The organism is Scytonema hofmannii PCC 7110 (assembly GCF_000346485.2).
Lineage (GTDB): Bacteria > Cyanobacteriota > Cyanobacteriia > Cyanobacteriales > Nostocaceae > Scytonema > Scytonema hofmannii.
In genome coordinates, this window is sequence record NZ_KQ976354.1 from 5,597,892 (window position 1) to 5,624,886 (window position 26,995).

General features: G+C 40.7%; 23 protein-coding genes. 11 read left to right on the top strand and 12 right to left on the bottom strand.

Annotated features, from left to right (window positions below; translation table 11 throughout):
- Positions 1-26: 26 nt before the first annotated feature.
- Both pnuC and WA1_RS23270 read left to right on the top strand, forming a co-directional pair.
- On the top strand, positions 27-596 hold the full coding sequence (gene pnuC, locus WA1_RS23265) for a nicotinamide riboside transporter PnuC (RefSeq protein WP_017740164.1): 570 nt from the start codon (positions 27-29) through the stop codon (positions 594-596).
- A complete protein-coding gene (locus WA1_RS23270) occupies positions 560-1,552 on the top strand; it encodes an AAA family ATPase (RefSeq protein ID WP_033334517.1) in 993 nt (330 codons plus the stop codon). Before pnuC ends, WA1_RS23270 begins: the two co-directional genes overlap by 37 nt.
- A gap of 253 nt (positions 1,553-1,805) precedes the next feature.
- Here WA1_RS23270 and WA1_RS60140 read toward each other — a convergent pair whose 3' ends face one another.
- Positions 1,806-1,967 carry a hypothetical protein gene (locus WA1_RS60140; RefSeq protein WP_017740162.1) on the bottom strand — a complete coding sequence of 54 codons (162 nt, stop codon included), beginning with the start codon at positions 1,965-1,967 and terminating at the stop codon, positions 1,806-1,808.
- 185 nt (positions 1,968-2,152) lie between these two features.
- Between WA1_RS60140 and WA1_RS23275 the strand changes: the two genes are divergently transcribed.
- The 3 genes from WA1_RS23275 to WA1_RS23285 all read left to right on the top strand — a co-directional run bounded on the left by WA1_RS23275 (position 2,153) and on the right by WA1_RS23285 (position 3,445).
- Positions 2,153-2,413 (top strand): UPF0175 family protein, encoded by a 261-nt coding sequence (locus WA1_RS23275; RefSeq protein WP_017740161.1) that lies wholly within the window; start codon positions 2,153-2,155, stop codon positions 2,411-2,413.
- Between the two features lie 74 nt (positions 2,414-2,487).
- Positions 2,488-2,985, top strand: coding sequence for a hypothetical protein (locus WA1_RS23280; protein WP_017740160.1), 498 nt, complete (start codon positions 2,488-2,490; stop codon positions 2,983-2,985).
- 178 nt (positions 2,986-3,163) lie between these two features.
- On the top strand, positions 3,164-3,445 hold the full coding sequence (locus WA1_RS23285; RefSeq protein WP_017740159.1) for a hypothetical protein: 282 nt from the start codon (positions 3,164-3,166) through the stop codon (positions 3,443-3,445).
- A 14-nt stretch (positions 3,446-3,459) separates the two neighbouring features.
- On the opposite strand, the gene WA1_RS23290 is transcribed toward WA1_RS23285, so the two are convergent.
- The 3 genes from WA1_RS23290 to WA1_RS23300 form a co-directional block, all read right to left on the bottom strand.
- On the bottom strand, positions 3,460-3,987 hold the full coding sequence (locus WA1_RS23290; protein WP_017740158.1) for a PIN domain-containing protein: 528 nt from the start codon (positions 3,985-3,987) through the stop codon (positions 3,460-3,462).
- 217 nt (positions 3,988-4,204) lie between these two features.
- Positions 4,205-4,435, bottom strand: a complete 231-nt coding sequence (locus WA1_RS23295; protein WP_017740157.1) for a hypothetical protein — start codon at positions 4,433-4,435, stop codon at positions 4,205-4,207.
- Positions 4,436-4,443: 8 nt separating this feature from the next.
- Positions 4,444-6,054: a patatin-like phospholipase family protein gene (locus WA1_RS23300; protein WP_017740156.1), complete on the bottom strand. Its 1,611-nt coding sequence runs from the start codon at positions 6,052-6,054 to the stop codon at positions 4,444-4,446.
- 97 nt (positions 6,055-6,151) lie between these two features.
- Here WA1_RS23300 and WA1_RS23305 point away from each other — a divergent pair, with 97 nt between their 5' ends.
- Positions 6,152-6,739, top strand: coding sequence for a DUF4291 domain-containing protein (locus WA1_RS23305; protein ID WP_017740155.1), 588 nt, complete (start codon positions 6,152-6,154; stop codon positions 6,737-6,739).
- Positions 6,740-6,998: 259 nt separating this feature from the next.
- Here WA1_RS23305 and WA1_RS23310 read toward each other — a convergent pair whose 3' ends face one another.
- Positions 6,999-7,961 (bottom strand): NAD-dependent epimerase/dehydratase family protein, encoded by a 963-nt coding sequence (locus WA1_RS23310; RefSeq protein WP_026134327.1) that lies wholly within the window; start codon positions 7,959-7,961, stop codon positions 6,999-7,001.
- A gap of 692 nt (positions 7,962-8,653) precedes the next feature.
- Positions 8,654-10,078, bottom strand: a complete 1,425-nt coding sequence (locus tag WA1_RS23315; RefSeq protein WP_272819207.1) for a PAS domain-containing sensor histidine kinase — start codon at positions 10,076-10,078, stop codon at positions 8,654-8,656.
- Positions 10,079-10,596: 518 nt separating this feature from the next.
- Between WA1_RS23315 and WA1_RS23320 the strand changes: the two genes are divergently transcribed.
- Positions 10,597-10,974, top strand: coding sequence for a response regulator (locus WA1_RS23320; RefSeq protein WP_017740152.1), 378 nt, complete (start codon positions 10,597-10,599; stop codon positions 10,972-10,974).
- Between the two features lie 158 nt (positions 10,975-11,132).
- Here WA1_RS23320 and WA1_RS23325 read toward each other — a convergent pair whose 3' ends face one another.
- Complete coding sequence (locus tag WA1_RS23325; RefSeq protein WP_017740151.1) at positions 11,133-12,692, bottom strand: zinc ribbon domain-containing protein; 1,560 nt, start codon at positions 12,690-12,692, stop codon at positions 11,133-11,135.
- A gap of 53 nt (positions 12,693-12,745) precedes the next feature.
- Here WA1_RS23325 and WA1_RS23330 point away from each other — a divergent pair, with 53 nt between their 5' ends.
- Positions 12,746-12,931: a hypothetical protein gene (locus tag WA1_RS23330; protein ID WP_272819208.1), complete on the top strand. Its 186-nt coding sequence runs from the start codon at positions 12,746-12,748 to the stop codon at positions 12,929-12,931.
- A gap of 113 nt (positions 12,932-13,044) precedes the next feature.
- Here the strand turns inward: WA1_RS23330 and WA1_RS23335 are convergent, their stop codons facing one another.
- The 3 genes from WA1_RS23335 to WA1_RS23345 form a co-directional block, all read right to left on the bottom strand.
- A complete protein-coding gene (locus WA1_RS23335; protein WP_026134326.1) occupies positions 13,045-14,688 on the bottom strand; it encodes a hybrid sensor histidine kinase/response regulator in 1,644 nt (547 codons plus the stop codon).
- Complete coding sequence (locus WA1_RS23340) at positions 14,685-16,565, bottom strand: histidine kinase dimerization/phosphoacceptor domain -containing protein (protein ID WP_017740148.1); 1,881 nt, start codon at positions 16,563-16,565, stop codon at positions 14,685-14,687. Before WA1_RS23340 ends, WA1_RS23335 begins: the two co-directional genes overlap by 4 nt.
- A gap of 141 nt (positions 16,566-16,706) precedes the next feature.
- Positions 16,707-20,198 carry an ATP-binding protein gene (locus WA1_RS23345; RefSeq protein WP_066612985.1) on the bottom strand — a complete coding sequence of 1,164 codons (3,492 nt, stop codon included), beginning with the start codon at positions 20,196-20,198 and terminating at the stop codon, positions 16,707-16,709.
- A gap of 233 nt (positions 20,199-20,431) precedes the next feature.
- On the opposite strand from WA1_RS23345, the gene WA1_RS23350 reads away from it, so the two are divergent.
- Positions 20,432-21,412, top strand: a complete 981-nt coding sequence (locus WA1_RS23350; RefSeq protein ID WP_017740145.1) for a magnesium transporter CorA family protein — start codon at positions 20,432-20,434, stop codon at positions 21,410-21,412.
- Between the two features lie 450 nt (positions 21,413-21,862).
- Positions 21,863-22,225, top strand: coding sequence for a hypothetical protein (locus WA1_RS23355; RefSeq protein WP_017740144.1), 363 nt, complete (start codon positions 21,863-21,865; stop codon positions 22,223-22,225).
- Between the two features lie 33 nt (positions 22,226-22,258).
- Here the strand turns inward: WA1_RS23355 and WA1_RS23360 are convergent, their stop codons facing one another.
- Positions 22,259-23,419, bottom strand: coding sequence for an FAD-dependent oxidoreductase (locus tag WA1_RS23360; protein WP_017740143.1), 1,161 nt, complete (start codon positions 23,417-23,419; stop codon positions 22,259-22,261).
- 131 nt (positions 23,420-23,550) lie between these two features.
- Here WA1_RS23360 and WA1_RS23365 point away from each other — a divergent pair, with 131 nt between their 5' ends.
- Positions 23,551-24,195: a TetR/AcrR family transcriptional regulator gene (locus WA1_RS23365; protein WP_272819209.1), complete on the top strand. Its 645-nt coding sequence runs from the start codon at positions 23,551-23,553 to the stop codon at positions 24,193-24,195.
- A gap of 124 nt (positions 24,196-24,319) precedes the next feature.
- Here the strand turns inward: WA1_RS23365 and WA1_RS23370 are convergent, their stop codons facing one another.
- On the bottom strand, positions 24,320-26,929 hold the full coding sequence (locus tag WA1_RS23370; RefSeq protein WP_017740141.1) for a glycogen/starch/alpha-glucan phosphorylase: 2,610 nt from the start codon (positions 26,927-26,929) through the stop codon (positions 24,320-24,322).
- Between the last annotated feature and the right edge of the window lie 66 nt (positions 26,930-26,995).

Below are 26,995 nucleotides of genomic sequence, written 5' to 3' on the forward strand. Positions count from 1 at the left end.
TGGATTCGATAAATAAAATTGATTAAATGAATTCTCTTGAAATCGTTGCTGCCATCATCGGTCTGGTTAGCGTTTGGCTGACTGTTAAAGAAAATATCTGGTGCTGGCCTACGGGCATAGTGATGGTGTTTTTATATATCTTTATTTTTTATGAAGCCCGTTTGTATTCAGATGCCATCTTGCAAGTCATCTACGTTTTTCTACAAATCTACGGCTGGTATGTGTGGTTGCATGGAGGTCAAAATCGGGGAGAACTTCGGGTCAGCCGTATCAAGCAGGTACAGGCAATTATTTGGAGTGGAGTTGCGATTGTTGGGACTTTCTCTCTTGGTTTTGTCATGCATAGTTATACAAACGCTGCTTTACCTTACCCAGATGCCGCTATTACTGTTATGAGTCTTATTGCTCAGTGGTTGATGGCAAAGAAGATTTTGGAGTGCTGGTTGATTTGGATTGCAGTGGATATATTAGCAGTTGGCGTCTACGCAGCTAAGCAACTTTATCCAACAACAGGGCTTTATGCTGTGTTTCTTATTTTGGCGGTACTGGGGTATTTGACATGGAAAAAGGCTTACAAAAAACAGGTACTGGGATGATACTGGGCAAGTTTATGCCTCCTCATTTAGGACACCAGTATCTTATTGATTTTGCCCGAAACTACGTCGATCGCCTCACAGTTCTTGTTTGTTCTATTCAATCTGAACCGATTCCCGGATATCTTCGCTACTGTTGGATGCGGGAAATGTTTCCGGATGTGGAGGTGGTGCATGTGACTGATGAAATTCCCCAAGAACCAAAGGAGCATCCTGATTTTTGGCAAATCTGGTATGGTACCATCCGCAGAGTACTGCCCACACGTCCAGATTATGTATTTGCCTCTGAAGATTATGGTTGGAAACTGGCAGAAATTCTTGGGGCAACTTATATACCTGTAGACCATATGCGTAGTACGGTAAATATCTCTGGAACTAAAGTCCGGCAAGACCCCTTCGCTAACTGGAATTACATACCGCCCTGTGTTCGACCGTATTTTGTTCGTCGCATCTGCATTTTTGGTCCCGAATCTACAGGCAAATCGACTTTGGCACAAAACTTAGCGTCTCACTACAATACTGTTTGGGTCAGCGAGTATGCTCGTGGATTGCTTGATGTTAAGGGAGGATGGTGCGATTTTGAGGATATTTCCAAGATTGCGAGAGGTCAAATTGCTTCAGAAAATGCTTTAGCCCGACAAGCAAACCGTCTTCTTTTTTGCGATACAGATTTGCTGACTACGACTATTTGGAGTGATGTCTTGTTTGGGGAGTGTCCTGAGTGGATACATGATGAGGCAAATCGACGGACGTATGATTTGTATTTATTGTTGGATGTTGATGTTCCTTGGGTTGATGACAACCAAAGGTTTTTACCTCACCTTAGAGAAGAATTTCGCGATCGCTGCATTCAATCGCTAGAATCTAGAGGCAGGCGTTTTGTCGTTATTCGAGGGACTTGGGCAGAACGCTTTGAATTAAGTGTTGCTGCGGTGGATGGGATATTACACAATGGTTAATTCTTTGATTTGTTTATGGAACCGCAGATAAACGCAGATGGACGCGGATAATGATTGGTTTATGTATGTGGTTTTAGGTTACAAAAAACCTCGGTTTGACAGCCGAGGTACATTGAGGAATCCAAATGTCGATGGGACTAATCTGAAAACTTTTTCTTATTTTTATTAATTTATATAAATAATTTTAACAAAAATTATTACTTTTTGTCAACAGGAGTTGACGAAAACAGAAATTTTGACTAAAAACACAGAATTATTGTGGAAGGCAATAGTCCCCGAAACTACAAATAACTGCTTTTGTAGCACGTGTCACTGGATCTTTGGAACGAGCGAGGACGCCCATCCCAACATTTCGGAGATAATTGGTTTTCCGCAGTTTTCTAGCAACCAACCACTGACCACTAACCAAATTCATGGAAGAAATTACGGATGCAGAATTGAAGAAATTGTTGAATTAGGGATTTCCAAGAAATAAACTACCGATCGCTGTATTCAATCGTTAGAATCTAGGAGTAGGCGTTTTGTTGTTATTAGAGGTAGTTGGGAAAAACGTTGTGAATTAAGTGTTGCTGTTGTGGATGGGATATTACACACCTTATCATGTTAAATATAAGTACAGTTCAACTTGAAATTCCTGAAGAAGTATTAATCAGCCTTAAAGAAACACCGGAAACGATAGCCAAAGAACTGCAAATTCTAGCAGCCGTCAAACTTTTTGAACTTGGCAAATTATCATCAGGTCGTGCTGCTCAATTAGCAGGAATATCGCGAGTACAATTCTTACTATTGTTAGGACAATATCAGGTATCGCCTTTTGCTTTAACAACTGACGAGTTAGAACGAGATGTGAATAATGCCTGAAACAACAGTCATAGTTAACACATCACCATGACTCTATATATTGCCTATTCCACAACGAACTCAAAACTGCTAGTATGTTAAGGTTGCTGCTCAATTCCTCGCGTTTGATGATATTACCACTTGATGAAGCGCTTTCCAAAGAAATAGCCCAAAGTATAAAAAGCAAGGCGAAGACTCCATTTGATAATGCTTACAAAGCAGCCTTGAAGACTGAGGGAGCAACTTACGTCCAGGGCTTTTTGGCTTTTGCTGGCAAACCTTACAAACCTATCGAACACGCTTGGGTTGAATTGAGCGATCGCATTCTTGACCCTACATTACCCTATCTCAAGCAAGATCCACAAGAGCTTCTGTATTTTCCAGCACAGCGAATCAGCGTAAAAAAACTGAAAGCCATTATAGAAGAATCGAAAGAAGATTATCCAGAAGATGACCCCTTACCCATCTATGGCGAGCCTCCTTATGACTATTACGGAGATGTGATGCTAGGTGGTAAAGAGTACTTAGCAGCTTATCAAGCAGCTGAAGCGAAGTGCAAAGAACTCAACCAGCGCAGAGCCGAAAGTAATTAAATTTTGCTTAAGGGAACTTTCAGATAAACAATATTTAATTGACTCAATTCATCGTTGTAAGTGTGGGGTGTCACATGAAAAAATCATGAGAAAAATCTCATGATGTATAAAAAATTTTTAATAACGTATAGGATTGTATGTATGAATTTTAATACTTGTGTCTTTACCAACTTTAATCATGAAATCACAAGCTTACCCTTTGCAGTCTGAGAATTTTTTTGATGAGACAGAATTGATTAAAAAAGAAACCCAACGATTGGTGTATGAGCGGTTTTGCGTTATAGCTAAAGATGCCGTAGACGGAAGTTATTATGTTGGGCGTATTTTACCGAATGCAGATCAGCCTGATTATTTTTATTGGTGTAATGCTTGTCAACAGTTGAATCTCAGAATTTTAGTAAATGGCTACTTATCTGAATCTATTGATATGAAGAGTATACCTTTATTAGTCATCAAATAGATTATTGTCACTGGTCACTGGTCACTGTTAAGATTCCATTTGATAAGTTCTCCTAAGCCTTGCTTAGCAGCCCAGACGGAAATTAAATTGATTTTTTTCTGATGCAGAACTTCGTTCATTTTACTTGCAAACTCGCGTCCTAATAAATCCCATAGTTCCCCTAACTGGGGGACTTTGTCATAATAATTGATAATTAAATCATGAGATTTTTGAGTTATATAATAACACTGCTTTTGCTTGGCACACTCTATTTCTACTGCTGTTTCAAAATCTAGTGGGGACTTTCGCGATTCTTGCAAAAGATTGTAATCAACAGGGCATATTTTTACGACTCCTTCTAAGTAAAAAACAAAATCATTGGCTTTAATTCCGTTAAATTCACTCAGGATAAGATGAATTTTACCTATACCGATTTTTGTCATGTAGCATTCTATAACATGACTGTTGATTAAATACCAGATAATTTCGACTTCTTCAACAATAGGGCTGCGGTTGAGTATCCACTCTAAAGCAATATCTGCATCCAGTAAAACTTGTAGCACCCTTACCTCCTGAACAATTCATAATTTATAAGGGGTGTCAGAACTCCGATTTCTTGAAGAAACTGGGATTCTAACTTCGCAATCCTTCCCAATGACGAATGACAAATGACTAATGACTAATCAATACTACTCGGATAAGAATTTTGTGGGTTGGGCTTTCCCCTTGGGGAAACTCAACAATGTCCTGTAAATGTTGGGTTTCGTTCCTCAACCCAACCTACTTTAATTGTGCTGACTTACTGACTAATTTTGTTTCTGTTCCAAATTCTTTTCGCCAGTCTTCAAGTGATTCTTGGGAAGCAGTGGTTTCTGCTTTGACAATGGAATGTTCTGTAAAATACTCATAAACACCTTCATAGGTATTTTCTATACTATATAAACCCGGATTGACTTGTCTTACCTTCAATTTATGGTTTGGCAAAGGTTGGATTCCACTGGGATCGATCATCTTGTCTCCTACTTTAATGTTCCTGAGAGTATACTCGCTCCTACCATCATAGTTCGATAAATCTGAGTTAGCATATCTTGTGAATTGAGCACTTCCTCAATTTCAGTAGTGGTATCAAGTGCGAGAATCCCAATCAATTCATAATTTTCAATAATCTGCTGAAAATTTGTGGATTCAAATTGAATAAATTTTTCAAAATCTTCTTCTGTCATTTCTGTAATAGTTTTCCAATTGAAGATCGGTACAGTCACTATCGTTTTTCTATCTTTAGGAATTTTGTTAACTTGAGGTTTTGTCATGTTAAATACAGAAGGTTCTTGTTTTAAGTTCTTAACATTGAGTAAAAAAAACTTTCGCTCTCTCCATGATTCTCCCCAAGCACCTTTGTTATTTATGTCTATCTGCCAATCTACATCTGGATCTTCATCCATATTATATTGATATGCGATCGCAAACCGACTTTCCTCTTTTGGTAGCATGATATAAGCACGGCAATTCCTGAGATTTGTGCTTTCTTCTATTTCTCTAACAATTGTTTTGAGAGTAGGTTTAACCAAATAAGGTGGCGCGTGTAAAGCTTGCAATTGCTCGATAGTATTCGTTGCTTTTTTCCATTGGGGTAAATTTAATATCAGAAAGCTAGCCGTTGCACTATATCCTCGATAAAAAAGACTTTCTCTTAATTCTACGTCCATAGAAAAATCAAGAGTTTTAATATTAGCTGGTATGGGAACGCGGACATGATAAACTTTGTCTATAACAGACCTGAGTAAATCATCGCTTGAATCTATTATAGTAGCTAACATATCACTGCAAAACTGACCAAATTCATATTTAGGCTTTGGGTGAGTAGAAGATTTTGGAGCTTCTTGATTGTATAAATCAAAGGCGATAACTGGTCTGGAATTTTTCCTTTGCTCTTCCTTAAACAAAAAGACTGGCAAATTACTACTTAAACCTCCATCTACCAAAACACTCTCATCTTCTATGACTGGAGTAAACACGAAGGGATAGCTCATAGATGCTCTGACGGCTGCGATCGCAGAATAATTTAAAGCTTCCTCCCCTTCATTTTCAGGATAGATAACAGCTTTGTGATTTTTGATATCTGAAGCTACAATTTTTAGAGGAGGACATCCTATATCTCTGAGATTTTGAAAAGTAATATCTGTTGCATTCTTAAGTTGTTGTTTTAAATAAAACTCACTGTTTTCCAATTTCTGACTGTTTTGGATCTTCTTTAAAAGAAAATTAGTGAGTTTATTACCATTACAAAACCCAAAATTTTGTCTGAGTTCATTAATTAAATCTAAATTTTTTAATAAAACTAAATCTTTAGAAATACTTTTAGAGAGATTTTGGGGTAGCTCTTTAAAACGCTGTAATTTCCTTTCTGCATCATCTAAAAAATCATGAAAATTAATTTCCTCTACCATAATCTTTCTAATTTCTTCTGGGGAGTAGCCCACATTTGCAAGTAAAGCGACGATACTTCCAGCTGATGTTCCGCCGTAACCTATAAATTTTATACCCTGTTCTGCTGCTGCTTTTAAACACCCGACTAATGCAGCACCTTTGACTCCACCACCATCTAAAATAGCATAAGCTTCCACAGACATGGAAAAGTATCCTCTATATAGCTTTCCTCTGAATCTATTTTGGCGTGATATTCTCCTGACTTTGTAGTATTTTTGTAGCATAAAGAGGAATTTCAATATGCAACAACAAATCCTTGCCGGTTATGATAAAGAAGGTATTTTTGTCTATCAAGCATTTAAACCTTCCATTGCTGATGAAGCTGTACTTAAAGGTACCTTTGGCAAAGGCTTTAATTTAGATAGGATGACTTGGATCAAGCCATCCTTCGGTTGGATGTTGTATCGTTCTGGCTATGCAACCAAGCACAGACAAGAACGCATCTTGAAAATAAAACTCAGTCATGAAGGTTTTCAGACAATTCTGGCACAAGGAATACCGACAACGTGCGATCGCAAAATCTTTGCATCCGAACAAGAGTGGAGACGAGCATTAGACAACTCAGAAGTACGCTATCAATGGGACCCAGACAGAAATTTATCACTGCATCGACTCGAACGCCGTGCGCTACAAATAGGTATTCGTGACAGTATAGTTCAACAATATGTCAATACTTGGATTTTAGCAATAGAAGATGTGACCCAATTAGCTCATGATATCAAAGTCGCTGTGGAAACAAACCAGAAACAGATGCCAGTGGTTCCTCAGGAGGATGTCTATGAGGTGAGTTTAGATATTCTAAAAACTTTAGGCATATCATGTCCTTAGAGCTTCAATTACTTTTGAACCTTACTAGGCACAGAGAGCACAGAGAGCGCAGAAGAAAGAGCCCTAATACAGCATTCAAAAAGGAGGCAAAAAACCCAGTTTCTTTGTAGAGACTAGCCATGCTTAGTCTCTACTTCCAAATAAAAAATATCCAACTTTCTCTTTCTCTTGTGGGACGGGCGTCCTCGCCCGTTCTATATCAGGTGCAGGCTAGAAGCCCATCCCACAATCACCGGATAATTTATTCCTTGGACATCCCTTATTCCATTTCTAACAATCCTTCTTGTCGTGAAATCACTGCTGTGTAACCCAGTTCGCGTCGAGCCTTAGTATCATTTACCGTAACTTCAGACCCTATCATAGACAAAGCTGTTCGGGTGATAGGAGGTAAACCCTCAAGTTTTAACAAAGTCCACGCGCTCTCTAAAATCCATGCCCATGTCCAGACCAACCAACGTGGTAGACTGCGTGTACCTGGTTCAACTCCTTGAGTCTGTAATAACTCTGTAATAAAGCTGCGAAATTCTACAGGCGCACCATCGGTGATGAAATATATTTCACCGCCTTTTCCTTTTTCTGACGCCAGAATCAGAGCTTCACACAAATTTTTGACGTGACAGGTAGAAGTCAAATAGCGACCTCCGGAAATCCAAGCAAACTCTTTATTGTGGATGGCTCTAATAAAACGTGCTAACAGTGTGGTGTCTCCTTTTCCCCAAACAAAACGCGGACGAATCACTACTGTTGTGAGTTCATCTGAGTTTGCTGCAATCACTTTTGTTTCTGCGATCGCCTTAGTCAGTGCGTAAAAACCGAGTGGCTTTTTTGGAAGGTGTTGGGTTTCATCAGCATTAATAATTGGTTTTCCTCCGATCAACACAGCATCCGTACTCACGTACACAAGACGCGATACACCTGTTTCTTTTGCAATGGCAATAATTTGTTCTGTTCCACTGACGTTAACTTCCTGGAAATCCTCGAAAACTCCCCAGTCATCTACCTTTGCTGCAGCGTGAAAGACAACACTACATCCTGTCATCCCAGACTTTAAAACTTGTGAATCATTGATATCCCCAAAGATGGGGATAGCCCCATAAGACTTGATAATTTCAATTTCCGCTTCCCATTTTACAAGCGATCGCACTTCCACTCCCCGTTGTACAAGAGCCGTTATCAAGTTGCGACCAACAAACCCCGATCCACCTGTAATAAAAACACGCATTTGTTTATTTCCTAAGTTTGAGTCCATTGACTGTTTAAGTTAAAAAAGACACCATTTAAACGCATCGAAACGAAGCATATTTTCTAATTTTTAAAAACACGCATAATGTTTCTAAATTTTTCACTAAGCTTTAAGGAAATTTGCAATGCTACTTAAAGTACTAGATGGGAGTAAAAACCCTGATTTTTTTGTCCTCTTCACACTCTGAAGTTTGAGTAGTAAGCTATCTCTCAAAAAGCACGATCTAGTCTCAATTTAATTGAAATAATTCCTACCACATCTAGTATAGAGAATTTCATAAAAATTGACATCAGACTTTAGTCATAATGCCAATCAAGACAAAAGTACTATAGCACCCTAAATCATTCGTAAAAGTCCAGAAACATGGTTTCTTAAGAAAACCGATTTTCTGAAGGGTTGAATTTTTACAAATAAAATAGGATGACTGTTAATTAAGGCAATTCAATTAGTTTTTGTTTGTATCATAGGAACATTATCAATATGTTTTTTAGTTAATAGAAAACAATTGAAAATGAAGTATAGTGGGCTAAAGCCCACCATATGATGTTTATGGTGGGCTTTAGCCCTACCTACTAATTTGTAGACGATGCACGATTCATTTCTGGAGATGTTTATTTACGATTCAATGTAATGAATAAAAAAATATTTTTTTTGCCTTCTGCCCTTTGCCTTCATAATAAAGGAATAGTAAAAAAGAAAGTGCTGCCCACATCTATTTGACTTTCAGCCCAAATTTTTCCATCATGTTGTTGTATAATGCTGCGGCAAATAGCCAAACCTAAACCAGTACCACCATGCTTGCGAGAATCAGAAGCATCCACTTGATGGAAACGTTCAAAAATAGTTTCTATGTTGTCCGCCGGAATACCTCTGCCTTGGTCTTGTACCTTAAATAATACAACAGAAGAGGAATCGTTTTTTTCTGTAACTTTTTCTGCTATCATTGTAACTGTAGAACTGTTAGGCGAAAATTTAAGAGCGTTACTTAACAAATTTGTCAGGACTTGGATAATGCGATCGCTATCTACGTTCACTTCAAGAGATTGAGTTATAATTGATATTTTAATATCAGAATTATTAGCTGTAAACTGCATTGTCTCTGCTGCTTTAGTTAACAGTTTATTAGTATCAACTTTTTGTTTAGATAAAATAATTTTTCCAGATTGCAATCTTTCTAAATCTAAAATATCGTTAACTAATCTCACTAAGCGTTCGGCATTTTCAGAAGTAATTTGAATCAATCGCTTACCCTTTTCAGACTCAGTAGGGACTAAACCGGTTGCTAACAAGTTTAAACCTCCATGAATTGAAGTCAGAGGAGTACGAAGTTCGTGACTGACAACTGAGATAAACTCATCTTTGATTTTATCCAACGCGTGACGTTGAGTAATGTCCTCACCAATGCTCATAATACCTACAATTCTGCCTTTTGAATCTCGCAGTACAGTATGATTCCAAGCAATCAGTCGTTCTTCTCCAGATTTGGTAAGAATATAGTTTTGAGAATGAAGATGTAATTCGTGCTGTAACATTTCTGTCAAGAAATCTTTTACATCCTGTTGCTGATGCTGCGGAATACAATTTTCCATCCAATCCTTTCCTAAAATTTCATCTTGCGTATAACCAGTTAATCTTAAAAAGAAAGGATTGAGGTATTCAACTTTACCTGTACTGTCAAGCCCTGCAACCAACAATTGCACGTTGTCCAACAAGCTGCGCCAGCGACGTTCAACTTCTCGAAGTTGCGCGTCCATGTCTTGCTGGCGTTTAATGACATCTTCTAAAATACTAATTAATCTGTGCAAATGTAAATTTTTTGTAGTTAATTCAGATGTTCGTTCTGCAACTTTTGTCTCTAAGTCTACTGTTGCTTTTTGCAGTGCGGTTTCCGCTTCTATACGCGCTGATTGTTCGCATAACATGAGATTTGCTAGTTGTTCTGCATTCTGCAATGTCAAAACTTTCTGAACTTGAGCATCGGATACATCTAAAGCATCAATCTCACCCATAGTAATAGCTCTTAAAGTTTCTTTTAAAACTTGGATCTGATTGCGGAGGGTTGCATTCTCAAGTTCAAGCTCTTGATTTGTTGTCACTACAATCACCTAATTTCTTAAATATTTTGAGTGGATAATTGCGGTATTCTCCAAACCGCTAAAAAGGACTGGTATAATATATGATACTCTTCTTTTTAAGACTTGTTTAGCTGCAATATCCCTTGATTCTCTGACATAAGTTATCATTCGCTTCCTTGGCTATCTCCAGAAATTAATTGTGCATTGCGTACAATCTCTGTAAAGACGGTTCAAACAGCGCGTCTCTACATTATTTTTTGGAAAGGTCTCTTAGATACTGGCGTTACAGTAGCAACGCTTCGACTTTTGAAGCCAAAACACAAGCAACCAAATTCGAGAATCAATGTATTATTTTTAACTATTGTTGGTGTTACGTTTTTTTAAGTTTTTGAAGAGTTCACAAATTATTCACAATATAGAGTTAATTTCTTATTTATAGGTATATGTGAACTGCGGATCTCAAAAAAGGATTAATGAACTGGTGCTCTACTCCCTAGTTTTTCAACTAAAAAGTCGGAGATAAGAAATAAAGGAAAAATATGACCAAACGAGTCTTAGTGATTGATGATGAAGATGGGGTAAGAAATATTATCCAGATTTCTTTAGAGGTCGTTGCTGGATGGGATGTGCTAAGTGCTACTTCAGGTATGGAGGGGATCGCAATTGCAGCCGTTGAACAGCCTGATGCTATTCTGCTGGATGTAATGATGCCTATGATGGATGGTCCAACAACTTTTAAGCAGTTACAAGCAAATACCGTTACTTGTCATATTCCTACTATTTTGCTGACAGCTAAGACTCAGTTGAGCGAACAGAGACAGCTTCTTAACTTAGGGGTGGCTGGAATTATTACCAAGCCATTTAATCCTCAAGATTTGGTTAGTAAGGTTTGCAACATTCTTGACTGGGTGGAGTGAGAGGACTGAAGGGGTAAACTAAATCTACATAAAGCTATGCAATAAGCAGAAATGTCATTAATTGCTGGTGTCATCCAAACTGGTTACTGCGTTTGAGAGCGTTGTCGTTTAATTGGTTTAAACTTCCAGCCGTTGGAGAGTGACCGTACCTACTACCCCTATAGGTAATACTCACTTTCATAATTCAGAGCTTTCACTTTAAATTTAGTTGGCAACCAACCGCGATCTAAAGCGTCTGACACCGAACACCCAATTGAATGTAAGTATTGAACAGTGCGATCGATAAGAATCGCTTCCACCTCAAGTGATTTCATAGATCGCGTGATTTGGTTATCCTGTTCGCGATTGCAGATATTTATTGCAGCAACCACATCAGCGTGTAAAACATCCCCCGTAAAACGAGTAAAACGATCGCCAAGTCTTTGACCTAACAGCGTCCCAGTCACGCAATCAATTTGCGATGTATAAGCAGGATTGACCACTGATATTGTCGATCCTGTCTCCACAGAGATTTTCTCCAATGAAGCTTGTAATTCTCCCTTCATCCAAGAGTTAAGCTTGCGGTTGATGCGTTTCGCTTGTCGCTTACCCTTAATTGGTTGAGTGAGATCTTCGCAGATGATATCGACGGGCGTTGTAATATTCCGTCGTAAATCAGAGCGAATAAAATTTTTAATAGTTTCTTTCTCGCGTTTTAATTTCCGAGACTTTACTTTATAACCTAAATTATTTTTGAGGATACGTGCTGCTTTTTGAGGATCGTGTGGTGCAATACTTTCCCCAAAAGCCCGAATCCGATAACGATTGCGATTGGTTTTTGCGATCCGCTCGGTCTTTTCAGTCATTAATTTACCAAGACCAGGAGCGATCCTTTTCCCAAATGAAGTATAAAATCCTTCTGTGTACCCTTTGTCAATTCCGAATTTTTGAGTAGGCTTACCCGAAGGTAGAATTAGCGATCGCGATCGAGTACAGTGTACTTCAAGCAGTCCAAGCTCGTTCCGAATAACCCGAATCTGACCTTTAATAATGTGACGACACCTTAGTCTTAGAGTGATTCTTTTACCACGTTCTAGTCCTTGGATTTGCAGCTCTACAAAATGACGATTAATCCGCCGACAGCTATAACCAGCGTTTTGATACACTATTTGATTTCTGACAAATGTGTGTCCTCGCTGGTATTGAATTCGGAACTGGCGATGAAGCCAATGATCTCTAGTAGGATCTGTGTTTAATAATTCAAATAATCTGTTACGCGCAATTTCAACTGAACAAAGTGGAAATAGTTCCAAGGCTTTTTGTTTAACAGCTTTAAGTTCATCCCCTTTTTTCTTGCCTTTGTTCTCTTTTATCCATTCGAGTCTTTGTCGTTGATTCGCACTTATGGGATATTTTCGCCATATTTCCCGTATCAGAAAAACTTTCGCTGCTTCTTGTTGTGCGGAAATCGCTTTCATTGCGTCGCAGACTGACCATTCCCATATCTTTGCCGGAAGCCCAATCTCATCAGGAGTGATAATTCTCCTAACGATGGAATCCGCTTTTTTCCAATCAACACCCCAGCCTTGTAACGACCCTAGCTTGTTATAGGTGATTGATCGTGGAATGCCGCACAGATGCATAATTTCGTTTACCTGTGCCTCATCGGAGCAAAAAACAACAGGCACGATCTGCGTATAAACGTATTCAGTTTGCCGTTGCTTTTTGCTTTTAGCCATTGACTTGACCCTTAAGATATTGCTATATATTGTTATATCAATATATAAAAATAATGTCAATGCCTTTCCAGAAAAATCACAACTTTGGTTTTGTGTCAAATGCCCCGCTAGACCGCAGGGCATTACAAATTAATCTCAAGCCGGGACTCAGAGAAAGAATTATGGCAATCCCCGATTGGAAGATTAAGCTACGAAAAGAGTTAGAAATCTGGTTAGCCAATTGGGAAAACCAAGATTAACTAGATTTGCATAGATTTAAAGCTTACTGCTCAACCGCAGTTTCGATAAAAAAATTTCATCACCAATCATGAACATCCCTCTTCTCTACTCCCTACTCCCTACTCCCTACTCCCTACTCCCTACTCCCAAGACAGTCAGACAACGTTAAAGGCAGTTGAACCGTGAAGATTGTCCAGCCTTGAGTGTTTGTAACTTCAATCGAACCTTGGAGAAAGTTCACCAGCTTTTTCACTAACGCCAAGCCCAATCCCGTACAGCTATTTGGCTTAAGTTGGCTAGATGGAGTTTGGTTGGACAAATCAAAAATGTTAATTGGTTCTGTTGTTTGACTTTGAGGCAGTTGGTAAAACGGCTCAAAAATGCGATCGCGTTCTTGTTCCGGAATTTCTACTCCTGAATTGCTAATCAGAATTTGCAAATACGAACTTTGAGTATTGGTATTATCAGCAAGTCGAGCTGTGACTGTAATATTTTCTCCACAAGGAGTATACTTGCAAGCATTGTTGAGTAACTCTGATACAATTCGAGTTAAAGTTGGTAAATCGGTCATAAGAGATGGTAAATCTCTAGGAACCTCAATTGTTAAAGTTTGTTGTTGAGATTGAGCCAAGTTCTGAAAACTCTCAACACAATGAGGTAACCAGTATTGGAGTTGGACTGAAGTTAATTCATAGCGATAGATATCAGCATCAAGGAGCCGAATGGTGAGTAAATCATCCACCAAATCTAACTCCCGTTCAGACTCGTAACGCAAAATACTTAAGCAACGCTCTATAGATGTAGCTTCTGATTGCAAGATACCTTGCCGATCCAATAGATTTTCTAGTAATGAGATTGCCGTTATTATATTTGATAAGGGAGTTCGCATTTCATGAGAGGTAACTGTCAAAAATTCCTCTTTCAATTTGTTTAAGCGTTGGAGTTCTGCAATCTGAATTTGTAGTTGTTGGGCGCGTTCCGCCGCTAGGTTTCGTTCTTCGATTAACCTGCGTTGGGTGTCATCCCGAAAAACCATGACGGCTCCAGTAATTGCACCGTGATTATCTTTTATTGGGGTAGCACTATCAGCTATAGGAGTTTTTGTGCCATCTTTGGCAATCAGTAAAGTGGGATCGCTCAAACAAATAGTCGTTTCTTGTTGTAAAGCTAGGGTAATTGGGTTCGTTACTCTTAGCTGAGTCTGTTCGTTGATAATCTGGAAGACTTCATCTAACATTTGCTCTTTTGCTGTATCAAATAGCCAGCCTGTGAGAGATTCTGCTATCTGATTCATGTACTTGACGCGCAGCTGCGTATCAACCACAATCACTCCATCTCCTATTCCCCGCAGTACGGAAGTCAAAAATTGCTCGCGTTCATAACGGTTGAGTGCTGTTTGAATTGCTACATACAGTTCTTGTTCTCTGACAGGTTTGAGGATGTAACCAAAGGGAAATGTCAGCGTTGCTCGTTCTACAGTACTTTTGTCAGAGTGTCCAGTTAGGTAAATGATAGGAATTTGTAAATGATTCCAGATTTGCTCTGCTGCTTGAATGCCGTCCATTTCTCCCTGCAGACGAATATCCATAAGAATCAAGTTTGGACGCAACTCGGTTGCTTTCGCAATTGCTTCTTCTCCTGAATCTGCCGTATCCATAACTGTATAACCTAAAGTCTCTAAACTTTCTTGCAAGTTGAGTGCTAAAATATACTCATCTTCTACAATTAAAATTTGAATATTCTTAGTTTTATAAGTGTCTGATGATAGGGTCATCATGGTATATCTCTACTTTTTTTGAAAGTGATTTTGAATTCCGTTCCTTGCTGAGAGTTAATCTCAATGCTTCCCCTTAATTGCTTCACCAAACCCTGAATAAGGTTTATACCCAGTGTTTTTGTCTTTTTCTTATCAAATTCTACAGGCAAACCCACTCCATTATCTCGAACAATTAGTATTAAATGATGCTCATCTTCATATAATTTCACTATAATTTCTCCTGTTTGTTTGTTGGGAAAAGCGTATTTTAAAGCATTAGAAATGAGTTCATTGACAATCAAACCACACGGAATAGCACTTTCTATATCCAAACCTACATCCTCAACTTGAAAATGGAGTTTGATGTGACTTGACCTTATATTATATGAATCAAATAAGTGAGTGACTAAGTCAGGAATGTATTGAGCAAAATTGATGTTGGTCAAATCTTCAGAGCGGTAGAGCTTTTCATGCACCAAAGCAATAGAGGCAATGCGATTTTGACTATCAAGCAAAATTGGTGTTACTTGCAGGTCTTGGGTACGCCTGCACTGCATCTGCAACAAACTGCTGACAATACCTAAATTGTTCTTGACGCGATGGTGTATTTCTTTGAGTAATACCTCCTTTTCTTTCAGAGATCTTTGAATTTTTTCCTCAGCTTGCTTGTGCTCAGTGATGTCTTGTTGAACAGCAACAAGGACAATTCCATACTCAGGATGTTTAAAAACAGATGTAGTTGCGCGACACCAGAATGGTGTGCCATCTTTCTTAACATTGTGGACTTCATAGGTTGCTTCCCCCTGTTGCAGGACGGCAGCACGAATTGCTTGGTTAACCTCTTCAGCCGTCATGTTTTCATCTTCGTAATTTACAATTGATACATGCTGACCTGTGAGTTCACCACTATCATAGCCAAACATCTTCTCAAATTTGAGGTTGGCGTATACAATGATTCCATCAGTGGCTCGAACCAGGCAAATTCCCTCCGCCATGTTTCGGGTAATCACAGCTTGCAATTCTAACATCTGTTCGGCGCGTTTGCGATCGCTGATATCTGCGATCCTTACTAAATTCATCACTTGATCGGCAACTGTAATTTGCTTGACTGCTATGTTGCCCCAAAATTCATTGTTTTTCTTTGTAACATATTGAAGTTCCTGGCTCCAAACCCTTCGCTGATTAATTTCTGCCACAATAGCACTTAACTCATCGGAACTAAACTGTTGTTTTTGCAGTGCCTGACCTTCAATATTTATGATTTCAGCCTTGCTGGAAGCTTCAAAGAGTTCCACTGCCCGTTGGTTACAATCAGTGGTTATTAATGTTTCCGCATCCACTAGAAAGATCGCATCAGCAGACTCATTATACATGACTTCTAGCAGGTCACGGCTCTTGATGATTTCTAACTCTGTTTGTTTGCGTGCTGTAATATCCGCCAGAGAACTAACTGCCCTTTTGGCATCAATTGTTTGTTGTAAAGTCTCGAACGCAAAATTGACTCTAATTGATTCTAGCACCCGCAATACACTAGTTTGGGTGACAATTCCAAGCAGTTCTCCATTATCCATCACTGGTAAGTGGCGAATACCATGCTGGTGAAATTTTTGCAGGACAATAGCAATATCCTCAGCATCTGCCTTACTTATAGTAATCACAGGTTGGGTCATAGCTTCAGCCACGGTTATGTTCTCAAATAAAGTGCGATTGGCGATCGCCCGAACCGCATCTCGTTCTGTGAAAATGCCAACCAATTCCTGCTGCTTTAACACAAGTGCATAGCTGGTTTGAGCGTGGCTCATTTGCTCTATGATATCAACTACTGGCATATTTCCTGTAACTGTCAGTAATGATTGTTGATAGTTTTCATCGAACAAACGCCGTTTAGAAATATCCATCTATAGGACTCCTGTTTGATTTTTGAAATCTACAAAAATGCAAAAAAATCAGCATAATTTTTGCTCAATAATTAAGCGAAACTAATAGAATAGCGCTCGGATAATACGTAAGTTTTAGAATAATAAATGACAAATAACGCTTTATTTACCTTTTTTCAAAGTGATTTTGAATTCCGTGCCTTGCTGAGAGTTAATCTCAATGCTTCCCCTTAATTGTTTTACTAAACCCTGAATAAGGTTTATACCTAGTGTTTTTGTCTTTTTCTTATCAAATTCTACAGGCAAACCCACTCCATTATCTTGAACAATCAATATCAAATGATGTTCGTGTTCATATAACTTCACTAGGATTTCCCCCGTTTGTTTGTTGGGAAAAGCGTATTTTAAAGCATTAGAAACGAGTTCATTGACAATCAAACCACACGGAATAGCGCTTTCTATATCCAAACCCACATCCTCAACTTGAAAATGGAGTTTGATGTGACTTGACCTTATATTATATGAATCAAATAAGTGAGTGACTAAGTCAGGAATGTATTGAGCAAAATTGATGTTGGCCAAATCTTCAGAGCGGTAGAGCTTTTCATGTACCAAAGCAATGGAGGCAATACGGTTTTGACTATCGAGTAAAATAGCAGTGGCTTGTGAATCTTGGGTACGTCTACACTGCATCTGTAACAAACTACTGACAATACCTAAATTGTTCTTGACGCGATGGTGTATTTCTTTGAGCAATACCTCCTTTTCTCGCAGTGAGGCTTCGATATGTTCGGAAAAACTGCGAAGGGTTAATTCATTTTGTTGTAACTCGGCATTGAGCCGACTTAACTCAGCTGTACGTTCGGCAACTCGAATTTCTAGCTCTTGTTTGGACTGTTTCAATTTTGCTTCGGCAAGTTTGCGATCGCCAATATCGCGAAAGAAAATCCCCAGCCCTTCTGTTGATGGATAGGCATGGATTTCCAGCCACACATCATAATCGGGAGGAGAGTAGTAATGCTCCTCAAAGTGAACGGGTACTTGATGTTCCATTGCATATCGGTATTGAATTTCCAAATTGCTGTTCACCGATGCAGGCCATTCTTCCCAATGGGTTTTTCCCAGCACTTCACTGCGGGGCTTGTTATTGTTAACTCTTTCTGCGGCGGCATTTTGATAAGTAATCCGCCAATCTCGATCCAGGGCAACAAAAGCATCACTCATACTTTCCAAAATATGAGATAGCCGTTGAGCAGTTGCCTCTGCTTCCTGTTGTGCTTTTTCAGCTGTAAGACGAAGTGCCTGTTCCTGCAAGGCCGCTTCTTTGCGGATCTGTGCCGTCTTTAAACTGGCTTCTATCCGTGCCAACAGTTCGCGGGTGGAGAAGGGCTTAGTCAGGTAATCATCTGCTCCTGCTTGCAGCCCTTCAATGCGCGCCTCCTCACCAGCACGGGCAGACAGAAGGATAATTGGCAGTTCTCGTGTTTGGGGATTTGCCCGCAGTTCTTGCAGCAGTCCAAAGCCATCTAAGCGAGGCATCATCACGTCTGTCAAAACCAAGTCGGGAAGGTGTTGCCGAATAGCAGTGAGTGCTGCTATGCCATCTTCTACAGCTTCTACTTCATACTGTTGTTTCAGCAACCGCTTCACGTATTCCCGCATATCAGCATTATCATCCACTACGAGAATGCGAGCTGAAGAGGAGTGGGGGCTAGGGGTCCCCTCTGGGGTTGGGGGCTGTGGGGGAGTGGGGGCTAGGGGTCCCCTCTGGGGTTGGGGGCTGTAGGGGAGTAATTGTTCATTCCCCCCCTCTCCCTTTCTCCCCATCTCCCCCTCCTCTTCTTGGGGAAGCCACCGCAGAGCTTCTTCAAGAAAGGGCATAGCTCCCATTGCTGTTGATGCCAAAGTGCGAGCTGCGCTAATTCTTTCGCTTGGCAAATGAGCAAATCCTGTAGGAATTGAAACTGTGAAGCAACTGCCCTGTCCCAATTGACTGGTTACACAAACACTACCACCGTGTAGTTTAACTAACTCCAGAACCAGTGACAAGCCAATGCCCGATCCCTCAAAACTCCGCCCTTGAGCACCTTTAACGCGGTGGAAGCGTTCAAAGAGAAGGGGAATTTCATCGGGTGGAATGCCAATTCCCGTATCTTCCACTACTAGTTCAACACGGTCGGCAAAACCCCGCAAGCGAACAGTAATTTTTCCAGTGAATGTAAACTTAAATGCATTTGACAACAGATTCAGCACAATCTTTTCCCACATTTCGCGATCAATATAAATGGCTTCGCGCAAAGGGGGGCAATCCACGACCAAAGACATTCCAGTGCGTTCAATTAAGGAGCGAAATGTACTGGCAAGCTCAGCAGTCAATGTTGCTAAATTAGTAGGCTCATATACTGACTGTATTCTTCCAGCTTCTATGCGGGAAAAATCAAGGAGCGTGTTGACTAGTTTGAGCAAGCGCAGGCTGTTACGCTGTACAATTTCTATGCGATCGCGTTGGGCAGGCGGTAATGGATCTGCCGTGTCGGTTAAGGCATCCTCTAAAGGAGCTAACATAAGAGTGAGCGGCGTGCGAAATTCATGGGAAACATTGCTGAAGAAAACGGTTTTGGCGCGATCTATTTCTGCTAGAGCTTCTGCCCGTTGGCATTCGGCTTCATAGGCACGAGCATCAGCGATCGCTGATGCCACTTGTCCTGCTACCAATTCCAAAAATCCCTGGTAATCATCGTCAAGAGCGCGACGAGAACTAATACCTGCCACTAGCAATCCCGCAGGACGTTCCTGTCCGGGAGATGCTACAGGTAGAACTAAAGCAGTGTGGGGGGATTCGTCCCAAAGACCAACCTTTAACTCACCAAACCGCTTGATAACATCTTCAATTCGCTCTACCCCAGAGGTATGAGCCACTTTTGCCAAAGGCCAACCTGACGATTCCGTTAAATCCGAAAGTTCAATGAAATTTGGACTCGCGGGTGTATTTGGTTCCAAACCTGTGCTTCCTGCTAGATACGCGTGCTTCCCTTCAGGGTCTAGTAAATAAAGCAGTGCAAATGGAATGTCAGCTGCATTATTTGCCAGCGTTCTCACTGCAATTTCACAAGCGGCTTCAGTAGTTTTCGCTTTACCTGCTTGTGCCGCTAGATCGCGCAAAGTACGGAGCCGTCGCTCGCTCAAAACTTGTTTTGTTGTTTCCATACAGGCACAAAACAAGCCACCAATTCCGCCCGTCTCATCTCGGATTGGGCTGTAGGAGAAGGTGAAGTAGGTTTCTTCTAAATAACCACTGCGATGCATGAACAGCTGAAAATTATCTGACCAGGTTGACTCCCCATGAGTGATGACTCGATCCACCATTGGTCCAATTGCATCCCAAATATCAGGCCAAACTTCAAGTGCAGGGCGACCTAACGCTTTTGGATGTTTTGTCAATCCTAGAACGGGGCGGTAAGCATCGTTATAAAGTTTAACCAGATGAGGACCCCAAAAGGTGAACATGGGGTAGCGGGAGTTTAATAAAATGCTCACTGTGGTACGCAAACTTTGCGGCCACTTTTCTACAGGTCCGAGTGGTGTTTGCGACCAGTCGTGTGATCGCATTAAGGCACACATTTCCCCATCGCCTGCAAATAAACTGTCATGCATATTGGAACCGAGCCACTGACAAGCTTGTTTTGTTTAAACCCTTTATTGTAACAGTGACCAGTGACCAGTGACCAGTGACCAGTGACCAGTGACCAGTAACCAGTGACCAGTAAATTTCCATATTTATATAAGTGGTACGGGCGTCCTCGCCCGTCATAGGGTACAAATTCAAAGCACAATAGCTTGTATCATGAGTATTTTCCTCAATGTGAAGTCATCTACTAGAGCGTTATATGTTAATTCTCCTTACCTTTGCTCAGAATCACATAGATTCATTCACAAGTTGGGATGTAGAGGCTGTACTGAAAAGGATTAATGGTTCTCAAAATATCTGGCTGCGTTGTATTCACTTCCGCGATCGCACTGGAATCGCCAAAATCATCAAGCACTTTGGACTCAATGCATCCCGTGTTAACATGATTTTCAACTATTCTCCTATAGGAATTGACCAAGACATTGAAGATTGTTTATTTAACAGCTATGAAATTCTGACTCATGAAATCAATAATCGAGAGTTTGAAGTAGCGCGTGGTAGTATTGTGATTGGAAACAATTTTATCATAACTTTTGAAATTACCGAAGTCAAAATCTTCAGTCTACTCATTAACAAACTTCAAAAGCCAACTCTAGATATTTCACTTTTGGGAATTGACTACCTTTTTTATCTCATTTTTAAAGATATTTTAAATAATTACTATACTGTATTTGATTATATTTCGAGTCAACTTGATGATTTAGAAGATGAAGTTTTAGAAAATTCTGGTGATGAATCAACGTATCAAAAAATTGCGACGATGAGGCAATCGACTCGTTTTGTCCGTAGGAATTTTCAAAGCATTAAAACACTGCTAGCTATGATAAATGACGAAGATTTTCAGTGGTTTTCTCAATCAGTGAAAGCATTATTTAATCAAGAATTAATTCATCAAGTTGATAATCTCTGGCAAGAATATCAAGCGCTAAGAGCCTGGATGTCAGAATTAATGGAAATTCAACGCGATAATATTGCGAGTAAAACCAGCGAACGAATTAATCGCCTCACTCTGCTCTCGAGCATATTTTTACCAATTACTTTCATTGTCGGTCTCTATGGTATGAACTTTAAATATATGCCGGAATTAGATCAACCTTTGGCTTATCCTGCTGTTATTACTGTAATGATATTAATTGTTATTGGTAGTATTGTATATGCTAAACAACAACGTTGGTTATAAGCTGTTGCGCTTTTAATTTGCACAACAGATAATTTGCACAACAGCACGGGCGAGGACGCCCGTGCCACTCACAGTAACCCCAGATTTCTCACAGTAACCCCAGATTTCTCACAGTAACCCCAGATTTCTCACAGTAACCCCAGATTTCTCACAGTAACCCTAGATTTCTCACAGTAACCCCAGATTTCTCACAGTAACCCCGGATTTCTCAAAGTAACGCCTGTCCCACTTATAGTGACGTAGCGAGAGTTGATGAATTGTTAAGATTAATTGCTTCAGTTGAATTAACTTGCAAGAGTGAGTGATAAAAACAGTATACTTAGTAAATCACAAAGTTTTACAACAGACATATCAGAAGCTTCTTGGGTGCATTACTGTAAGCGCAAACATCTACACTTGGGAAAAAACAATCTCCCTAACTCGTAAACAGCAATCCCAGGAATTAATCCCATGATTGTTAACACTTTAAATAGTACAATTCCGATTGACACCATTGAGCTTGGTACAAAGGATTTTGAACGGGCGATCGCTAGTTGTCGCAAAGATTGTGAAGAGGCAGCAGCGCTTGCTGGGTTTCCAAAAGGAGCAGGGTATGATGTTCTGATTGGCTGCATTGCTAAAGCTGTTGATAGCTGGTCGTTTGATGAGTTTCAGCAGTGGACTGAGAGAGTCGCGGAAAACTATGGCAATGCCAGTGCCAGTGGGGTGACCATTTTGCAGCTTGTAGACCTGGTGAGCTTCTTGATGATCGAACCACGGCATCGTGTAATAAGAAGACTGGAACGTGCTGCTTTAGACTCGCAATGCAGCTAAGTAAGTCAGCAACTCTAGCTGGTTGCTCGTCAACTATCTGTCGCATTCTTTGTTCAAATTGATATCAGCTCGGTAAGCATGAAAAGACTTGAAACTGTTGCCGATCGCTGAACCCATTGCCTTCATAAAAGTATTGCGAAGTCCCACAGCTACCGGGTTTTTCAATTCCCCCATCTTACCGGATTGCCTTGATGCAAGAACGATCTCCTTGGTACGTGGAAAACGCTCTGACTCATACTGTTGAAAAGCAATAATTGGATCTGGTTGTGCTTGCAAGCATTGGGCGACGACATAAGCATCCTCCAAGGCTGTACAAGCGCCCTGTCCCATCGTGGGTAGCATGGGGTGAGCAGCGTCACCGAGTAGCGTCACATTTTGCTGACTCCAAGGCTGTTTTATCGGACGATCGTACAAATCAGTGGTCAAAATATTGGCTTCGTCTGTAGCAGCGATTAATTCAGGAATGGCTCTGAACCAATCCTGATACATTGTCAATAGCTCTTTTTTGCGACCGATACCAGCATCTGGTTGTGCTGGGCATGCAGTTGCTGCTGCATACCAATACATTTTTCCAAGCCCAAGCATCATGAAACCAAATCCTTTACCGCGTCCTAAAAATTCCTGAATGTACCCGGGACAGTATGCACTAGGAATATAATCGGTCAAACCACGCCAGGTCTTAAAATTTCGATAAATGGGAGCCTCGTCGCCTAAAATAGCGGCTCTGACTCGCGAACGCAATCCATCTGCGCCGATTAACGCATCCCCTTCAACGCTCAAACCTGAAGCAAAATAGGCACGAACCCAATTTCCCTTGCGCTCAAATCGCTCAAAGGTTTCTCCCAAAATGAATTTTTCACTCGCTACATTGCACCACAATAGCTGATGCAGTTGTGTACGATGAATTCCGATAACAGGTAACTCAGAGTTATCAAGTGCAATATTCACTAACTCAAAGCCACGTTGCGAATTAAATTGATAGTTGGTAATGAAATAACCAACCCGCATCGCTTCTTCCAATAAGCCTAAGTTCTTCAAGATATGGGTTGCGTTTGCCCAAAGCGCAATCCCAGCCCCGACTTCTCGTAACTCTTTGGTTCGCTCGCAGACAACAGGTTCAAAACCAGCACGAAGAAGAGCGAGTGCAGTTGCAGCACCGCCAATTCCACCACCAATGATGATAACTTTTTTCATAATTTTTCATTTACCGACAGACTTGTCAGTTGGTTAATTTTTATCAAACAGGTTTTCTGTAGTTTTGTCAACTGACTATTCAGTCGGGAAAAGGTATACTGATTCATAAGTTTTTGAATCCTGTAACAACTGTGGCGCGTACAAAATCTGAAAAAGTAAAGAATACCAAGCAAGAGAGAGATGCTGAGGCGACTCAATCTGCAATTTTGGCAGCAGCGGAAGAAGAATTTGCCCAACATGGTTTTACAGCGGCGCGAACAGAAGCGATCGCAGCCAAAACAGGTGTTGCAAAGTCGATGATTTATTACTACTTCAAAGATAAAGAAGGTTTGTATCAAGAGGTTTTGGAGCGATCGCATACGGAGCTTTTGCAAACAATTCAGCAATTACAGTTGGAGCATTTGTCTGCTGAAGTCGCGTTGGAAAGATTTTTGAGAGCATTGCTCGATTGTGTATCGCGTAACCCAAAACTCCCGACTATCATGTTTCATGAAGCAGTGCAAAACCAGGGAAAGTACTACAAACGCAGTAGTTCTGTGAGTATCGATACGGCTTTGATCGCAATACTGGAACAAGGGGTGGCTGAGGGGATATTTCGTCCACTCGATCCGTTTCAGTCTGCAATTAATATTATGGGAACCTGCTTGTTCTATTTTATTGGTGCGGGAAACATTCAGCAAATTCCCCAAGGTAAGCGGCTTTTGAGCAAAGCAATGCTCGAACAACACACCACTGAAGCGATCGCGCTCATCCTAGCAGGTGTGCGACAATCCTAACTAGTAGTCCACCACACCAACGCCTGCTAGATGATTAAAAAACCACAAAGACGCAAAGAGCGCTAAGGGAGCGGAAAAAGAGATGCTGCACTTCCATGCTGGGATTTTTTTGAGTGACAGTACTTTATAATTTAGAGAGCGGTGCTTTGAGTTGTATTGCTGCGTTCTCTTCTTGCTCGTCTTCTAGAGTTATGGGGATTGGCTGAACTTGCCAAATATCTCGCGCATACTCGCAAATTGTCCGATCAGAAGAAAAGTATCCGGTGCGGGCTGAGTTGAGAATTGATTTTCGCCACCAGGTATCGCGATCGCGGTAAGCTTCATCGACTCGTTGCTGACACTCAATATAAGACTGGTAATCAGCAAAAAGCATATAGTCATCCCGGTTTTTTAGGGATTCCACAAGCGGTTTAAACAAATTGCTGTCACCTTTGGAGAAATAGCCCGATGCAATTTGGTCGATCGCCTGTTTGAGTTGGGGATTGCTGTTGTAATAGTCCCAAGGATGATAGCCTTGAGCTTTCTTCTGTAGGACTTCTGCTGTATTCATCCCGAAAAGAAAGAAGTTCTCATGTCCGACGCGATCGCGAATTTCAATGTTTGCTCCATCTAGAGTTCCGATAGTGAGAGCGCCATTCATAGCAAATTTCATGTTACTTGTCCCGGAGGCTTCCTTACCTGCGGTTGAAATTTGCTCGGAAAGGTCAGCAGATGGATAAATTCGCTCTGCTACCGACACGTTATAATTTGGTAAAAATACAACCTTCAGGCGATCGCCAATATCTGGATCGTTATTTACTACATTTCCCACTGAATTAATCAGTTGAATGATAAGCTTTGCCATTGCATAACCTGGAGCTGCTTTACCTGCAAAAATTGCAGTTCGCGGTACAACATCTGCATTTGGGTTCTGCTTAATATAGTTGTAAAAAGTAATGACCCTCAGTAAATTCAAATGCTGGCGCTTGTACTCGTGAAGGCGCTTCACCTGGATATCAAACAGAGAATTAGCATCAACATGAATACCAGTTGTTTGCAAAATATATTCTGCTAAATCCTGCTTGTTGTCTTGCTTAATTTGTTGCCAGCGATTGCGAAAATCTTCATCTTCTACAAATGCTTCTAACTGCTTAAGTTCTTCTAAATTTTTAATCCAACCCTTGCCAATTTTTTCTGTAATCAACAGGGCTAGTTTGGGGTTAGCAATCAACATCCAACGACGGGGGGTCACTCCATTGGTTTTGTTGCTAAACTTTTGTGGAAACACTTGATAGAAATCTGGGAAGAGATTGTTCTTCACCAGTTCGGTGTGCAGTGCTGCTACACCGTTGATTGCATGACTTCCAACACAAGCAAGATGTGCCATTCTTACCTGTTTTTCTGCTCCTTCTTCAATCAGAGACAATCGGGAAAGTTTTCCATCATCCCCAGGAAACTGCGATCGAACTCCATCGAGAAACCGTTGGTTAATCTCAAAAATAATTTCCAAATGTCGGGGTAAAAGTCTACCAAATACACTAATAGGCCAACGTTCTAATGCTTCAGGGAGCAAGGTATGATTGGTAAAACCAAAAGCTTTTTGTGTAATGTCCCATGCTTCATCCCATCCTAACTGATGTACATCTAATAGTAGCCGCATCAATTCAGCAATACCAATAGCAGGATGAGTGTCATTGATTTGGATTGCACATTTATTGGGGAATTGGTCAAAATTGTTGTGACTTCGCAAATAGGTGCGGATAATATCTTGGAGGGAGCAGGAAACGAAAAAATATTCCTGCATCAAGCGGAGTTCTCTACCTTGGTAGTTATTGTCGTTGGGATAAAGAACTTTGGTAATGTTTTCTGAGTAAACTTTATCAGCTACGGCATTGGCAAAGTCGCCGCTATTGAAAATCTGTAAGTTAAAGTCTTCACTGGCTTTGGCACTCCACAAACGCAAAGTGTTAACGGTATTTGTGTTGTACCCCACCATTGGAATATCGTAGGGTGTTCCCAGTATGGTTTTTTGAGGAATCCAACGTACTTGGTAGCGTCCTCGTTCATCCGTGTATGCTTCTGTGTGTCCGCCAAATTTGACTTCTACAGTGTAATCGGGACGTGGAATTTCCCAAGGATTCCCAAAGCGCAACCACCGATCCGGTACTTCTACTTGCGTACCGTTACGAATAGTTTGTTGAAAAATGCCGTACTCGTAGCGGATACCGTAGCCAATAGCGGGAATTTCTAAAGTTGAGAGAGAATCCAAAAAACAAGCCGCGAGTCTTCCCAAACCACCGTTACCCAATCCCGGTTCGTCTTCCTGTTCGAGCAAATCGTATAAGTCTAAGCCTGCTGATTCCCGCACCACCTGACGGGCTTGCTCGTACATCCCAACATTTGTTAGGTTTTTACTGAGTTGCGGTCCGATAAGATATTCAGCCGATAGGTAGCATACGACTTTGACATCTTTTTGAAAGTAGGTTTGCTCAACAGTTTTCAGCCAACGATGCAGCAAGCGATCGCGAACAGTATACGACAGTGCCATGAAAAAGTCATGTGCTGTTGCCCAACCCTTATCTTTTGCTTGGATGTAGTAGAGGTTGTCTAAAAAAGCACGTTTGAGCGTTTCAATATCCATTCCAGTGCGATCGTCCTGCACTTGAATGGGAACGTGCTCTGTACGACAGATGTGCTTTTTCCAATGGGGAGCGTGTTTGCCATCGTGATTTGTCGAGCCGTTGTCATGATTCATGGTGACAATTCCTAAACGAACGCTGAATTTATTCTCGAACCTATATAACTTTTAGAAGGAGTTATG

Excerpts from the sequence above, each read along its gene's own strand:
- pnuC (WP_017740164.1), top strand. The coding sequence starts at position 27 with ATGAATTCTCTTGAAATCGTTGCTGCCATCATCGGTCTGGTTAGCGTT.
- WA1_RS23270 (WP_033334517.1), top strand. The coding sequence starts at position 560 with ATGGAAAAAGGCTTACAAAAAACAGGTACTGGGATGATACTGGGCAAG.
- WA1_RS60140 (WP_017740162.1), bottom strand. The coding sequence starts at position 1,967 with ATGAATTTGGTTAGTGGTCAGTGGTTGGTTGCTAGAAAACTGCGGAAA.
- WA1_RS23275 (WP_017740161.1), top strand. The coding sequence starts at position 2,153 with ATGTTAAATATAAGTACAGTTCAACTTGAAATTCCTGAAGAAGTATTA.
- WA1_RS23280 (WP_017740160.1), top strand. The coding sequence starts at position 2,488 with ATGTTAAGGTTGCTGCTCAATTCCTCGCGTTTGATGATATTACCACTT.
- WA1_RS23285 (WP_017740159.1), top strand. The coding sequence starts at position 3,164 with ATGAAATCACAAGCTTACCCTTTGCAGTCTGAGAATTTTTTTGATGAG.
- WA1_RS23295 (WP_017740157.1), bottom strand. The coding sequence starts at position 4,435 with ATGATCGATCCCAGTGGAATCCAACCTTTGCCAAACCATAAATTGAAG.
- WA1_RS23300 (WP_017740156.1), bottom strand. The coding sequence starts at position 6,054 with ATGTCTGTGGAAGCTTATGCTATTTTAGATGGTGGTGGAGTCAAAGGT.
- WA1_RS23305 (WP_017740155.1), top strand. The coding sequence starts at position 6,152 with ATGCAACAACAAATCCTTGCCGGTTATGATAAAGAAGGTATTTTTGTC.
- WA1_RS23310 (WP_026134327.1), bottom strand. The coding sequence starts at position 7,961 with ATGCGTGTTTTTATTACAGGTGGATCGGGGTTTGTTGGTCGCAACTTG.
- WA1_RS23320 (WP_017740152.1), top strand. The coding sequence starts at position 10,597 with ATGACCAAACGAGTCTTAGTGATTGATGATGAAGATGGGGTAAGAAAT.
- WA1_RS23325 (WP_017740151.1), bottom strand. The coding sequence starts at position 12,692 with ATGGCTAAAAGCAAAAAGCAACGGCAAACTGAATACGTTTATACGCAG.
- WA1_RS23330 (WP_272819208.1), top strand. The coding sequence starts at position 12,746 with ATGTCAATGCCTTTCCAGAAAAATCACAACTTTGGTTTTGTGTCAAAT.
- WA1_RS23335 (WP_026134326.1), bottom strand. The coding sequence starts at position 14,688 with ATGATGACCCTATCATCAGACACTTATAAAACTAAGAATATTCAAATT.
- WA1_RS23340 (WP_017740148.1), bottom strand. The coding sequence starts at position 16,565 with ATGGATATTTCTAAACGGCGTTTGTTCGATGAAAACTATCAACAATCA.
- WA1_RS23345 (WP_066612985.1), bottom strand. The coding sequence starts at position 20,198 with ATGCATGACAGTTTATTTGCAGGCGATGGGGAAATGTGTGCCTTAATG.
- WA1_RS23350 (WP_017740145.1), top strand. The coding sequence starts at position 20,432 with ATGTTAATTCTCCTTACCTTTGCTCAGAATCACATAGATTCATTCACA.
- WA1_RS23355 (WP_017740144.1), top strand. The coding sequence starts at position 21,863 with ATGATTGTTAACACTTTAAATAGTACAATTCCGATTGACACCATTGAG.
- WA1_RS23360 (WP_017740143.1), bottom strand. The coding sequence starts at position 23,419 with ATGAAAAAAGTTATCATCATTGGTGGTGGAATTGGCGGTGCTGCAACT.
- WA1_RS23370 (WP_017740141.1), bottom strand. The coding sequence starts at position 26,929 with ATGAATCATGACAACGGCTCGACAAATCACGATGGCAAACACGCTCCC.